Source organism: Paraburkholderia tuberum STM678 (assembly GCF_902833905.1).
GTDB classification, from domain to species: domain Bacteria; phylum Pseudomonadota; class Gammaproteobacteria; order Burkholderiales; family Burkholderiaceae; genus Paraburkholderia; species Paraburkholderia tuberum.
The window spans coordinates 33002-45845 of record NZ_CADFGP010000044.1; the positions used below are offsets into that span (position 1 = coordinate 33002).

The 12844-nt window shown below is 64.5% G+C and carries 11 protein-coding genes; all 11 read right to left on the reverse strand.

Features of this window, described 5'->3' with window-relative positions; translation table 11 throughout:
* Positions 1-52 precede the first annotated feature (52 nt).
* The 11 genes from lpxC to mraY all read right to left on the reverse strand — a co-directional run bounded on the left by lpxC (position 53) and on the right by mraY (position 12840).
* A complete protein-coding gene (lpxC, locus tag HWY30_RS29900; RefSeq protein ID WP_090801955.1) occupies positions 53-970 on the reverse strand; it encodes a UDP-3-O-acyl-N-acetylglucosamine deacetylase in 918 nt (305 codons plus the stop codon).
* A gap of 286 nt (positions 971-1256) precedes the next feature.
* Positions 1257-1760 carry a peroxiredoxin gene (locus HWY30_RS29905; protein WP_090801956.1) on the reverse strand — a complete coding sequence of 168 codons (504 nt, stop codon included), beginning with the start codon at positions 1758-1760 and terminating at the stop codon, positions 1257-1259.
* Between the two features lie 265 nt (positions 1761-2025).
* Positions 2026-3228, reverse strand: a complete 1203-nt coding sequence (ftsZ, locus tag HWY30_RS29910; RefSeq protein WP_090801959.1) for a cell division protein FtsZ — start codon at positions 3226-3228, stop codon at positions 2026-2028.
* Between the two features lie 116 nt (positions 3229-3344).
* Positions 3345-4577 (reverse strand): cell division protein FtsA, encoded by a 1233-nt coding sequence (ftsA, locus tag HWY30_RS29915; RefSeq protein ID WP_008921172.1) that lies wholly within the window; start codon positions 4575-4577, stop codon positions 3345-3347.
* Between the two features lie 27 nt (positions 4578-4604).
* Positions 4605-5357, reverse strand: a complete 753-nt coding sequence (locus tag HWY30_RS29920) for a cell division protein FtsQ/DivIB (RefSeq protein WP_090801961.1) — start codon at positions 5355-5357, stop codon at positions 4605-4607.
* Positions 5358-5380: 23 nt separating this feature from the next.
* A complete protein-coding gene (locus tag HWY30_RS29925) occupies positions 5381-6322 on the reverse strand; it encodes a D-alanine--D-alanine ligase (RefSeq protein ID WP_090801962.1) in 942 nt (313 codons plus the stop codon).
* Position 6323: 1 nt separating this feature from the next.
* Positions 6324-7727 carry a UDP-N-acetylmuramate--L-alanine ligase gene (murC, locus tag HWY30_RS29930; protein ID WP_090801963.1) on the reverse strand — a complete coding sequence of 468 codons (1404 nt, stop codon included), beginning with the start codon at positions 7725-7727 and terminating at the stop codon, positions 6324-6326.
* Positions 7724-8848 (reverse strand): undecaprenyldiphospho-muramoylpentapeptide beta-N-acetylglucosaminyltransferase, encoded by a 1125-nt coding sequence (murG, locus tag HWY30_RS29935; RefSeq protein WP_090801965.1) that lies wholly within the window; start codon positions 8846-8848, stop codon positions 7724-7726. Before murG ends, murC begins: the two co-directional genes overlap by 4 nt.
* On the reverse strand, positions 8845-10110 hold the full coding sequence (ftsW, locus tag HWY30_RS29940; RefSeq protein ID WP_090801966.1) for a putative lipid II flippase FtsW: 1266 nt from the start codon (positions 10108-10110) through the stop codon (positions 8845-8847). The genes murG and ftsW overlap by 4 nt, the downstream gene beginning before the upstream one ends.
* Positions 10107-11645: a UDP-N-acetylmuramoyl-L-alanine--D-glutamate ligase gene (murD, locus tag HWY30_RS29945; protein ID WP_090801968.1), complete on the reverse strand. Its 1539-nt coding sequence runs from the start codon at positions 11643-11645 to the stop codon at positions 10107-10109. The genes ftsW and murD overlap by 4 nt, the downstream gene beginning before the upstream one ends.
* A gap of 25 nt (positions 11646-11670) precedes the next feature.
* Positions 11671-12840: a phospho-N-acetylmuramoyl-pentapeptide-transferase gene (mraY, locus tag HWY30_RS29950; RefSeq protein WP_090801969.1), complete on the reverse strand. Its 1170-nt coding sequence runs from the start codon at positions 12838-12840 to the stop codon at positions 11671-11673.
* Between the last annotated feature and the right edge of the window lie 4 nt (positions 12841-12844).

Sequence of the window (12844 nt, forward strand, 5' to 3'; positions counted from 1 at the left end):
AAAAAACGGCCCCGAGGGGCCGTTTTTCATTTGCTTGCCTGTTACGCTGGCTTTATGCGAACGCGGTCTGCGTCTCGTACGCGAAGCCGCGCGGGGCCTTCTGCGTGTCGTCGAAAGTGACGATTTCGTACGAGTCTTCGTGCGCGAGCAGCTCACGCAGCAACGCGTTGTTCAGACCGTGGCCCGACTTGTACGCGGTGTACGACGCGAGCAGCGGGTGGCCGACCACGTACAGGTCGCCGATGGCGTCGAGCATTTTGTGCTTGACGAACTCGTCGTCGTAACGCAAGCCGTCGTTGTTCAGGATGCGATACTCGTCGAGCACAATCGCGTTGTCCATGCTGCCGCCGCGCGCGAGGCCAAGCTCACGCATCATTTCCACTTCGTGCGCGAAGCCGAACGTGCGGGCACGCGCGATTTCGCGCACGTACGACGTGTTGGCGAAATCCACTTCCAACGCCTGACCGGTTTTGTCCACGGCCGGGTGACGGAAGTCGATCGTGAATTTGAGCTTGAAACCGAAGTACGGATCGAGGCGCGCGAACTTGTCGCCGTCACGGATTTCGACCGGCTTCGTGACCTTGATGAATTTCTTCGGCGCGTTCTGCTCTTCGATACCCGCCGACTGGATCAGGAACACGAACGAACCCGCACTGCCATCCATGATCGGGATTTCCTCGGCGGTGACGTCGACGTAAAGATTGTCGATGCCAAGACCGGCGCAGGCGGACATCAGATGCTCAATGGTCGACACGCGCGCGCCGTCTTTCTGCAACACGGAAGCCAGACGCGTATCGCCAATCGCCAGCGCCGACGCAGGAATGTCCACCGGCGTGGGCAAATCCACGCGCGAAAAAACGATGCCAGTGCCCGGCGCCGCCGGGCGGAGCGTCAAATTGACTTTACGGCCGGAGTGCAGCCCGATGCCGACAGTCTTGACGATCGATTTAATTGTGCGCTGCTTCAACATGGTGGCATTCTGTTCGATTGAAAATCCCAATCAGGATTTTTTATTTCATAGCGCGAATTATACTCCAATCCCCAGACCAGCGTCTTTGCGGGGAACGTGACAATCTGTTTCGCTGCATTACCCACTGGGCTCCCCGACGGAAAGCGTGACGGGCCGATGCCCCGGAACGGAGGCGTTTCCGGTCATCGGCCCGCGTAACGGCCTGTCACAAAAGCGTCGTAATCACCGTTGCCGTAACGCCACGCGGCATAAGCGCAGGGTCGCGGCGAAGGTGCGACGTCAGCAACTAGCTCAACGTGGCGAGAATACTCGCTGCATCGCTGACTTCGAATTTGCCGGCAGCCTCGACATTCAGCGTCTTGACCACGCCGTCGTCGATCACCATCGCGTAGCGCAGGGAACGGATCCCCATGCCGCGCGCCGACAGATCCTGCTCCAGACCAAGCGCCCGTGTGAAAGCCGCACTACCGTCCGCCATCATGCGCACCTTGCCCGAGGTGTGCTGATCGCGTCCCCACGCGCCCATGACGAACGCGTCGTTGACGGACACGCACCAGATTTCGTCGATGCCGGCAGCGCGCAACTGCTCGGCATGCTCGACATAGCCCGGTACATGTTTGGCCGAACAGGTCGGCGTGAACGCGCCGGGCAATCCGAAGATCACCACGCGCTTGCCCGCCGTCTGCTCGTGCACGTCGAAACTGTTCGGTCCGATCGTGCAGCCCGCCCGGTCGTCTTCGACGTACTCGAAGAGCGTCGCGTCGGGCAACTTTTCACCTTCCTTGATCATGCTCAGTCCTTTGCATCGATGCGAAGCACGCTCGCACGTCCTCGTGTCGCAGTGAATTTCGGTTCGGCCCATTCAACTATAAGCCAACGCCGTTCGGCGGCAGCCACTTCGTCCGCTTCGCGAATCCGCAGAGGGCAGTTGCCCCTGCCGCGAATCAGACGATAAGCGACCTGCTTGCCGTTCACCCGCCACGCTCGTGCGTTCGTCCGCCAGCGCTGCATCTGCGACCTTACTCGCAACGCGGCAACGAAGCCTGCCCGTGCGCTCAGTCCGCCTGCTTGCGCAGGAATGCCGGAATGTCGTACGTATCGACGCCCTTTTCCTGCAGCGCCTGCACGTGCGAGGCCGCCGTGTCGCGCGAGGTGCGCCACACTGCCGGCGTATCGAGCGCGCCGTAGTCGGCCGTGCTGGCGTGGCCTGCCGCCGGTGCGTACGCCGCATGCGTCATCGCGCCGATCGGCTGGTTGTCGGTGCCGGTGCGCAGCAGCGTCATCGGTGCAGATTGCTGCTTCTTCGCCGCGCGGCCGAGGCCCGTCGCGACGACCGTCACGCGCAGCGCGTCGCCCATCGCGTCGTCGTACACGGCGCCGAAGATCACCGTGGCATCTTCCGCGGCATAGCTCTTGATCGTGTTCATCACTTCGCGCGTTTCCGACAGACGCAGCGAACGGCTCGACGTGATGTTGACCAGCACGCCACGCGCGCCCGACAGATCGACGCCTTCCAGCAGCGGGCTCGCGACGGCCTGTTCGGCCGCAAGACGCGCGCGATCGACGCCGGCAACCGTCGCCGTGCCCATCATCGCCTTGCCCTGCTCGCCCATCACGGTCTTCACGTCTTCGAAGTCGACGTTGACGAGACCGTCGACGTTGATGATTTCCGCAATGCCCGCGACCGCGTTGTTCAGAACGTCGTCAGCGCACTGGAAGCACTTGTCCATCTCGGCGTCGTCGCCCATCACCTCGAACAGCTTGTCGTTCAGCACGACGATCAGCGAGTCGACGTGATCCTCCAGTTGCTGCGAACCGGCTTCCGCCACGCGCATACGCTTGCCGCCTTCGAATTCGAACGGCTTGCTGACGACGCCAACGGTCAAAATACCCATTTCCTTCGCGATCTGCGCGACGACCGGTGCCGCGCCCGTGCCGGTACCGCCACCCATGCCGGCGGTGATGAACACCATGTGCGCGCCGCGCAGTGCGTCGGCGATACGCTCGCGTGCTTCTTCAGCGGCGGCGTGCCCCATTTCCGGCTTGGCGCCCGCGCCCAGACCCGTGTTGCCGAGCTGGATCACCGCGGTGGCGCGCGAACGCGACAGCGCCTGCGCGTCCGTGTTCATCACGATGAAGTCGACGCCTTGCACGCCTTTGTTGATCATGTGCTGAACGGCATTGCCGCCAGCGCCACCGACTCCGACGACCTTGATGATCGTGCCGCTCGTTTCGGTTTCCAGCATCTGGAATTCCATGTTGCCTCCGTCAAGATAAAAAGTTACCGCCACTCGGCGTTATCCGGCAGGAGATCGGGCAACCCCCTGTCGCGCGCCGGCCGCCGGCACCAGCGCGAATTTCTCGAAACCCGTGGTCAGAAGTTGCCGAGGAACCAGTCCTTCATGCGCGAGAACACCTGTCCCATCGACCCCGACTGCACCGCAACCTTGCGCCCGCGCATGCGCTGCGAGCGTCCTTCGACGAGCAGACCCATCGCCGTCGAATAGCGCGGATTGCGCACGACGTCGGCGAGACCGCCCGCATACTCCGGCACGCCGATGCGCACCGGTTTCAGGAAAATGTCCTCACCGAGCTCGACCATGCCGATCATCATCGACGCGCCGCCCGTCAGCACGACGCCCGAGCTCAGCAGTTCCTCATAACCCGACTCGCGCACCACCTGCTGCACGAGCGAAAACAGTTCTTCGACGCGCGGCTCGATCACGGCCGCCAATGCCTGGCGCGACAGCGTGCGCGGACCGCGCTCGCCGAGACCCGGCACTTCGATCATCTCGTCCGGATCGGCGAGCGCCTGCTTGGCGATGCCGTAGTCGACCTTGATGTCCTCGGCATCCGGCGTCGGCGTGCGCAGCGCCATCGCGATGTCGCTCGTGATCTGGTCGCCGGCGATCGGAATCACGGCCGTGTGGCGAATCGCGCCTTCGCTGAAGATCGCGATGTCCGTCGTGCCGCCGCCGATGTCGACCAGCACCACGCCCAGTTCCTTTTCGTCTTCCGTCAGCACTGCGAGCGACGACGCGAGCGGCTGCAGAATCAGGTCGTTCACTTCGAGGCCGCAGCGACGCACGCATTTGACGATGTTCTGCGCCGCGCTCACGGCACCGGTCACGATATGCACCTTCACTTCGAGGCGGATGCCGCTCATGCCGATCGGCTCGCGCACGTCTTCCTGACCGTCGATGATGAATTCCTGCGTGAGGATATGCAGCACCTGCTGGTCGGTCGGAATGTTGATCGCCTTGGCGGTTTCGATCACGCGCGCGACGTCGGCCTGCGTGACTTCCTTCTCCTTGATCGCGACCATGCCGCTCGAATTGAAGCTGCGGATATGGCTGCCGGCGATCCCGGTGAACACGTTCGTGATCTTGCAGTCGGCCATCAGCTCGGCTTCCTCGAGCGCGCGCTGAATCGACTGCACGGTGGCTTCGATATTCACCACCACGCCCTTCTTGAGCCCCTTCGATTCGCTCTGGCCGAGACCGATCACCTCGTAGTGACCCTCGCCCTTCAACTCGGCGACGATGGCCACTACCTTCGACGTTCCGATGTCGAGGGCGACCAGCAGATCTTTATAGTCTTTACTCATAGCGTGCTCAGTGCGTGTGATGTCCGTTTACTTCTTGCCCTTGTCGGGTTCGCTGATGAAGCGCATGCCAGTGGCACGAATCGCGAAACCGTTCGGATAGCGCAAGTCCGCATTCTCGATATCCTTTCCCCAACGTTGCGTCACCGCGCTCCATGCCGCGGTCAGGCGCTTGCTGCGATCGGCCAGCGTGTCCTGATTGCGTTCGCGGCCCAACTCCACCTGCGTGCCGTTCGACAGCTTCACCGTCCACGCGTAGCGCGGCGACAGCGTCACTTCCTCGGGCGTCTCGTGGATCGCCGCGAACCACTTCTGGAAGTCGTGATAACGCGCGACGACTTCCTTCGCCGTACCGTCCGGGCCGTCGAACGCCGGCAGGTCTCCGTCGAGCTCGCCCTGATTCGCGGTGAACAGCTCGCCGTCGACGCTCACCAGCTGATCGCTGCCCCACGTCCCAAGCGGCTTGTACTCCTCGAGCGTGACAGCCAGTGCATTCGGCCACACGCGCCGTACGCTCGCGTGACGCACCCACGGCATCTGCTCGAACGCCTGCCGTGCGGCGTCGAGATCGACCGTGAAGTAGTTGCCCTTCAGTCGCCCCACCACGCCGGCGCGTACCGTCGGCGAATTGATGTGCTCGGTATCGCCGTCGATCTGGATCTCGCGCAGCGCGAAATTCGGGCGCTGGATCAGCCAGTAACCGCCCGCCGCCAGCAGCACGAGCACCAGCAACGCGTGCAACGCGTTGGTGGCGAGATTGAGCTGGCGAACGTTGTTCCACATGGTGTCGCTTGCGGTTGCCTTGGTTAATCCTGCAGCGTCAGCGCCAACACGCCGACCACCAGTTCCTGATAGCTGATGCCGACCGCGCGCGCCGCTTTCGGCGGCAGCGAGTGATCGGTCATGCCGGGCGCCGTATTCACTTCGAGGAAGTACGGCTTGCCTTCGCCGTCGAGCATGAAGTCCGCGCGGCCCCAGTCGGTGCAGCCGAGCACATCGAACGCGCGGCGCGCGAGCACCTTCAGGCGCGCTTCCTCTTCGGCGCCGAGACCGCACGGAATCAGATACTGCGTGTCGTTGGCGACGTACTTCGCGTGGTAGTCGTAGAACTCGCCGGCCGGCACGATGCGGATCACCGGCAGGTCCAGATTGCCGGCGATGCACGCGGTGTATTCGCCGCCGCCTTCGATGCTCTTCTCGACCACGACGATACGGTCGTGCTTCACGGCTTCGATCAACGCGGCCGGCAGCGCATCCGCGCTCTTCACCTTGATCACGGCGACACTCGAACCTTCGCTCGCCGGCTTCACGAACAGCGGCAGACCGAGCTTCGCGACGATCTCCTTGGCGCGCGCTTCGTAGTCGTCACCGCGCAGCACCGCTTCGAACGGCGGAGTCGGAATGCCGAGCTGCTGCCACACGAGCTTGGTGCGGAACTTGTCGAGACCGAGCGCCGAGCCGAGCACGCCGCTACCGGTGTAACGGATGCCATAGAAATCCAGCGCGCCCTGGATCTGGCCGTTCTCGCCGTAACCGCCATGCAGCGCGTTGAACGCGCGCACGAAGCCTTCATCCTTCAACGCGGACAGCGGACGCTCGGCCGGATCGAACGGATGCGCGTCGACGCCCGCGTCACGCAGGCCTTGCAACACCAGGCGCCCGGAATTGAGCGACACCTCGCGCTCGGCGGAATTACCGCCGAGCAGCACTGCCACCTTGCCGAATTGTTTAGGGTCGATACTGCTCATCTCACACCTTCTGTTCCTGAGCGAGTCGAACCGGCACACCGCCGATCGAACCCGCGCCCATCGTAATCAACACATCGCCGTCGCGCACCACCGCGGACAGCGCGTCCGGCACTTCATCCACCGTATCGACAAACACCGGCTCGACCTTGCCCGCGACGCGCAGCGCGCGCGCCAATGCGCGGCCGTCGGCGGCGACGATCGGCGCTTCGCCGGCCGCATAGACTTCGGTCAACACGAGCGCGTCGACGGTCGACAGCACTTTCACGAAATCCTCGAAGCAATCACGCGTGCGCGTGAAGCGGTGCGGCTGGAACGCCAGCACCAGACGCCGGCCCGGAAATGCGCCGCGCGCCGCCGCCAACGTGGCGGCCATTTCGACCGGGTGGTGACCGTAGTCGTCCACCAGCGTGTAGGAGCCCGCGGCCTGGCCGTCGCTGAGAACCGGCACTTCGCCATAGCGTTGGAAGCGTCGGCCGACGCCGTTGAAATCCGCGAGCGCTCGCTGGATATCGGCATCTTTCACTTCGAGTTCAGTCGCAATTGCAATTGCGGCCAACGCGTTCTGCACGTTGTGCTCGCCCGGCAGGTTCAACGTGACGTCGAGCGGCGCCGCGTCTTCGCGCATCACGGTGAAATGCATGCGGCCTTCGCGAGCTTCGACGTTGACCGCGCGCACCTGCGCATCGGCCGCGAAACCGTAGCGGATGATCGGCTTCGACACGAACGGCAGGATCTCCTTCACGTTCGGATCGTCGACGCACAGCACCGCGATGCCGTAGAACGGCAAACGGTGCGTGAATTCGATGAAGGCCTGCTTCAGACGCGCGAAGTCGTGACCATAGGTGTCCATATGATCGGCGTCGATGTTCGTGATGACCTCGATCACCGGGAACAGGTTCAGGAACGACGCGTCCGATTCGTCCGCCTCGGCGACGATGAAGTCGCCCGTGCCGAGGCGCGCATTCGCGCCCGCGCTGATCAGCCGGCCGCCGATCACGAAGGTCGGATCGAGCCCGCCCGCGGCGAGCACGCTCGCGACCAGCGACGTGGTCGTGGTCTTGCCGTGCGTGCCGGCAATCGCGATGCCCTGCTTCAGACGCATCAACTCCGCGAGCATCACCGCGCGCGGCACGATCGGAATGCGGCGATGACGCGCGGCCAGCACTTCCGGGTTGTCGCTGCGCACCGCGGTCGACACCACCACCGCGTTCGCGCCTTCGATGTTCTCCGCCGCGTGCCCGATCGAAATGCGCGCGCCGAGCCCGGCGAGGCGCTCGGTGACCGCGTTGCCCGACAGGTCCGAGCCGCTCACCTGATAGCCGAGATTGACGAGCACTTCGGCGATGCCGCTCATGCCCACGCCGCCGATGCCGACGAAATGAATGTGTTTGACGATGTGTTTCATTGCTTTCCTTCTGGGCTCACGCCCGCCATCGAACCCGCAGCCGCCACCGTCGCGCAGATCTGCGCGACCTGTTCGGTGGCATCCGGTTTCGCGAGCGAGCGCGAACGCTCCGCCATTTCCGCGAGACTTTCCCGCGTCTGGCTGCGCAACCAGTCGGCGAGCTTTTCCGCCGACAGATCGCGTTGTTGCACGACCAGCGCCGCGCCGTTGTCGGCGAGGAACGCTGCATTAGTGGTCTGGTGATCGTCGACCGCGTACGGGAACGGCACGAACAGCGCCGCGACGCCGACCGCCGAGATCTCCGACACGGTCATCGCGCCCGAGCGGCAGATCACCAGATCGGCTGCTTGGTAAGCGCTCGTCATGTCGTCGATGAACGGCACGAGCGAGACGTCCGCACCAGCCTGCAAACCAGCCGCCGCGTAGTTCTCGCGCAGAGCGTCGATATGCTTCGCGCCCGCCTGATGCACGATGCGCGGTCTCTCGTTGGAGCCAAGCAGCGCGAGCGCGCGCGGCACGACTTCGTTCAACGCCGCGGCGCCGAGACTGCCGCCCACGACGAGCATGTTCAGCGGACCATTACGCTGCGCGTAGCGTGCTTTGGGTGGATTCGCCCGCGCAAGTTCCTCGCGAATCGGATTACCGGTCCATTCGCCGTGGGGCAGTGCATCTGGAAACGCGACCAGCACGCGCTTCGCGAGTTTTGCAAGCACCTTGTTCGCGAGACCGGCGATCGAATTCTGTTCGTGCAGCACGAGCGGCCGGCCGCTCAGCGCGGTCATCAGACCGGCCGGGAACGTGATGTAGCCGCCCATGCCGAGCACGACGTCGGGCTTCACGCGACGCAGCACGCTCAAACTCTGCGTGCACGCGCGCAGCAGATTCACCGGCAGCATCAGCTTGGTCTTCAGGCCTTTGCCGCGCACGCCGCCGAAGCGCAGGTACTCCATTGGAATGCCGTGCTTCGGTACCAGCGTCGCTTCCATGCCCGCGGGGTTGCCGAGCCACACGACTTTCCAGCCCCACGCCTGCATCAGATGGGCGACCGCGAGCCCCGGGAACACGTGTCCCCCGGTGCCGCCGGCCATCACCATCAGCGTGCGTTGTGGCAGAGCCGTCATACCTTGCCCCCGCGCATCAACACACGATTTTCATAGTCGACCCGCATCAGCACCGCGATCGCCACGCAGTTCAACAAAATGCCCGAGCCGCCGTAACTGACGAGCGGCAACGTCAGGCCCTTGGTCGGCAGTAGGCCGAGGTTCACGCCCATGTTGATGAAGGTCTGCGCGCCGAACCATATGCCGACGCCCTTCGCGACCAGACCCGCGAACGTGCGATCGAGCGCGAGCGCCTGGCGGCCGATCTCGAACGAACGGCGCACGATCCAGTAGAACATCAGGATCACGACGAGCACACCGACGAAACCGAGCTCCTCGCCGATCACCGCGAGAATGAAGTCGGTATGCGCTTCCGGCAGATAGTTGAGCTTCTCGACGCTGCCGCCGAGACCGACGCCGAACCACTCGCCGCGCCCGAACGCGATCAGCGAGTGCGTCAGCTGATACGCCTTGCCCTGCGCGTAGCGATCGTCCCACGGATCGAGGTAGGCGAAGATCCGCTCACGACGCCACGGCGACGCCCACACCAGCAACGTGAACGTGCCCACCGCGGTCGCGACGAGGCCGCCAAACAGCTTGCCGTTCACACCGCCGAGGAACAGCACGCCCATCGCGATCGCCGCGATCACCATGAACGCGCCCATGTCCGGCTCGAGCAGCAGCAGCATGCCGACGAGACCGACCGCGACGGCCATCGGCAGAAAGCCCTTGGCGAAGCTGTGCATGTATTCCTGCTTGCGCACCGTGTAGTTCGCCGCGTAGATCGTCACCGCGAGCTTCATGATTTCCGACGGCTGCATGTTCGTGATGCCGAGCGGAATCCAGCGGCGCGCGCCGTTCACGCCCTTGCCGATGTGCGGGATCAGCACGATCACGAGCGCGACGAGCGAGATCAGGAAGAGCTTCGGTGCGTACTTGTCCCACGTCGAAATCGGAATGCGGAACGACGCGACGCCGACCGCCGCGCCCATCAGCACGAAGATGAGCTGGCGCACGAGGAACGCCCAATCGCGATACGACGCGTACTTCGGCGAATCGGGCATCGCGATCGACGCCGAGTACACCATCACGACGCCGAGCCCGAGCAGCGCGACGACGACCCACAGCAGCGAGTGGTCGTAGTCGAGCATGCGCGAGCGCAGCGGCCGCACGCCGTTGACCGCGCTCGCGAGACCGCTGCCGCCCGTGCGGGTGGACGTGCGCGCCGCGGCGCCGTTGCCGCCGGAGGGTTCGCGCGAGCCGAAACGTTCCGACCAGCTCATATCATCGTCCCCCGTTCGGCCGCGATATCTTCGACCGTGCTGCGGAATACCGCCGCGCGGTGTGCGTAACCCTTGAACATGTCGAAGCTCGCGCACGCGGGCGACAGCAGCACCGCGTCGCCGGGCTGCGCAAGCGCGGTGGCCGCGCGCGTCGCGTCTTCAAGAGTCGCGTGATCGGTCATCGCGACGCCGCAATGTTCGAGCGCCGCGCGAATCTGTGGCGCGTCGCGGCCGATCAGCATCACCGCGCGGCACCAGCGCATCACCGGTGCGGCGAGCGGCTCGAACTCCTGACCCTTGCCGTCGCCGCCGGCGATCAGCACGACGCGCTGCGCGAGACCGTCGAGCGCGGCGACCGTCGCGCCGACGTTGGTGCCCTTGCTGTCGTCCACATAGTCGATGCCGTCGATCGACGCGATCAGTTCCACGCGATGCGGCTCGCCGCGATATTCGCGCAGGCCGTGCAAAAGCGGCGCGCCGGGCAGGCCGATCGCGCGTGCGAGCGCGTACGCGGCCAACGCGTTGGCGGCGTTGTGCAGGCCACGGATGCGCAGTGCGTCGGCGGGCATCAGACGCTTCGACGCGATGTCGGGCGTTGCGGCTGCTTCGTTCTTGCGACGGCGCTTCGGCGTCGGCGCCCCGAAGGAAGTCCCCTTGGGGGACTCGTCGCTCGCGTCGCGATCTTGCGCTTCGACGAGCCACACCATGCCGCTGTCGCGCAGGAGGCCATAGTCACCGTCGTTCTTCGGCTCGGTCACGCCGAACGTGACGACCTCCGCGTCGCCGCTGGCGGGCGCGAGCGCCATCACGCGTGCGTCGTCGCGGTTCAGCACGCGCACCGTCCGTGTACCGAAGATGCGGCCCTTCGCGGCTGCGTACGCATCGAGTCCGCCGTGCCAGTCCAGATGATCCTGCGTGATGTTGAGCACGGCGGCCGCGTCCGGCGTAAACGTATTCGAAGTCTCTAGCTGAAAGCTCGACAGTTCGAGCACCCACACGTCGGGCAGCGCGGTCTGGTCGATCGCTTCGGAGAGCTTGTCGAGCAGCGACGGGCTGATGTTGCCCGCCACCGCGACCTTCTTGCCCGCGCGTTCGCACAGCAAGCCGGCGAGACTCGTCGTCGTGGTCTTGCCGTTCGTGCCGGTGATCGCGATCACCTTCGGCGCGTAGCCGGACTCGCCGAGCGTGCGCAGCGCCTGCGAGAACAGTTCGAGTTCGCCCCACACCGGGATGCCCTGCTCGCGCGCCGCCGTGACCAGCGGCAGCAGATCGGCGGCCAGCGGCGACAGTCCCGGGCTGATCGCGACCAGCTCGACGCCTTCGAGCAGCACCGGCGAAAACGGACCGCCGACGAAATCGGCATCGACGCCATGCGCTTCGAGCGCGGACAGATTCGGCGGCACTTCGCGCGTATCGGCCACGCGCAGCCGACAGCCGTGCCTGGCGCACCAGCGCGCCATCGCGAGACCGGATTCACCCAGTCCCAGCACGAGCACCATCGGCTTTTGCCGATCCCGAAACTTCTCGCCGAACATCGCCTGCTTCCTTAAATACTGCTGCTTAACGCAATTTGAGCGTGGACAAACCGAACAGGCACAACATCAACGTGATGATCCAGAAACGCACGACCACCTGCGTTTCCTTCCAGCCCGACAATTCGAAATGGTGATGCAGCGGTGCCATCTTGAAGAGCCGCCGCCCTTCGCCGTAACGGCGCTTCGTGTATTTGAACCACGTGACCTGCAGCATCACCGACAGCGTTTCCGCGACGAAAATGCCGCCCATGATGAACAGCACGATTTCCTGACGCACGATCACCGCGACCGTGCCGAGCGCGCCGCCGAGCGCGAGCGCGCCGACGTCGCCCATGAACATCTGCGCCGGGTGCGTGTTGAACCAAAGAAACGCAAGACCCGCGCCGCCCATCGCCGAACAGAAGATCAGCAATTCGCCTGCGCCGGGGATGTGCGGGAACAGCAGGTATTTCGAGTAGACCGAGCTGCCCATCACGTACGCGAACACGCCGAGCGACGCGCCGACCAGCACGACCGGCATGATCACGAGGCCGTCGAGGCCGTCGGTCAGATTCACCGCATTGCTCGCGCCGACGATCACCAGGTACGTCAACACGATGAAGCCCCACACGCCGAGCGGATAGGTCATCGACTTGAAGAACGGCAGCAGCAGGTCGGCGCGCGCGGGCAGGCCCATCGACAGACCGCTGCGCACCCACGCCATGAACAGGTCGAACACGCGCACGTTGCTCGCCTCGGACACGCTGAACGCGAGATAAACCGCCGCGAACAAGCCGATCACCGATTGCCAGAAATACTTCTCGCGCGACGACATGCCGCGCGGGTCCTTGTGGACGACCTTGCGGTAATCGTCGACCCAGCCGATCACGCCGAAGCCGAACGTGACGAGCATCACGATCCAGATGAAGCGGTTGGTCAGATCGGCCCACAGCAGCGTGGCCACGGCGATGCCGAGCAGGATCAGCACGCCGCCCATCGTCGGCGTGCCCGATTTGACGAGGTGAGTTTGGGGGCCGTCCTTGCGAACGGCCTGGCCGACCTTCATCGCAGTCAGCTTGCGAATGACCGCCGGGCCGCAGACGAGCCCGATCAACAACGCGGTGATGGTCGCCATCACCGCGCGAAACGTCAGATAACTGAACACGCGCAAGAAGCTTGCGTCATTCTGCAGCCATTGCGCCAGCGCCAGTAGCATGCCT

Bases quoted from the DNA above. Each gene is read 5' to 3' on its own strand.
- murG (WP_090801965.1), bottom strand. From the start codon at position 8,848: ATGACGGCTCTGCCACAACGCACGCTGATGGTGATGGCCGGCGGCACC.
- ftsW (WP_090801966.1), bottom strand. From the start codon at position 10,110: ATGAGCTGGTCGGAACGTTTCGGCTCGCGCGAACCCTCCGGCGGCAAC.
- HWY30_RS29925 (WP_090801962.1), bottom strand. From the start codon at position 6,322: ATGAGCAGTATCGACCCTAAACAATTCGGCAAGGTGGCAGTGCTGCTC.
- ftsA (WP_008921172.1), bottom strand. From the start codon at position 4,577: ATGAGTAAAGACTATAAAGATCTGCTGGTCGCCCTCGACATCGGAACG.
- mraY (WP_090801969.1), bottom strand. From the start codon at position 12,840: ATGCTACTGGCGCTGGCGCAATGGCTGCAGAATGACGCAAGCTTCTTG.
- lpxC (WP_090801955.1), bottom strand. From the start codon at position 970: ATGTTGAAGCAGCGCACAATTAAATCGATCGTCAAGACTGTCGGCATC.
- HWY30_RS29920 (WP_090801961.1), bottom strand. From the start codon at position 5,357: ATGTGGAACAACGTTCGCCAGCTCAATCTCGCCACCAACGCGTTGCAC.
- HWY30_RS29905 (WP_090801956.1), bottom strand. From the start codon at position 1,760: ATGATCAAGGAAGGTGAAAAGTTGCCCGACGCGACGCTCTTCGAGTAC.
- murC (WP_090801963.1), bottom strand. From the start codon at position 7,727: ATGAAACACATCGTCAAACACATTCATTTCGTCGGCATCGGCGGCGTG.
- ftsZ (WP_090801959.1), bottom strand. From the start codon at position 3,228: ATGGAATTCCAGATGCTGGAAACCGAAACGAGCGGCACGATCATCAAG.
- murD (WP_090801968.1), bottom strand. From the start codon at position 11,645: ATGTTCGGCGAGAAGTTTCGGGATCGGCAAAAGCCGATGGTGCTCGTG.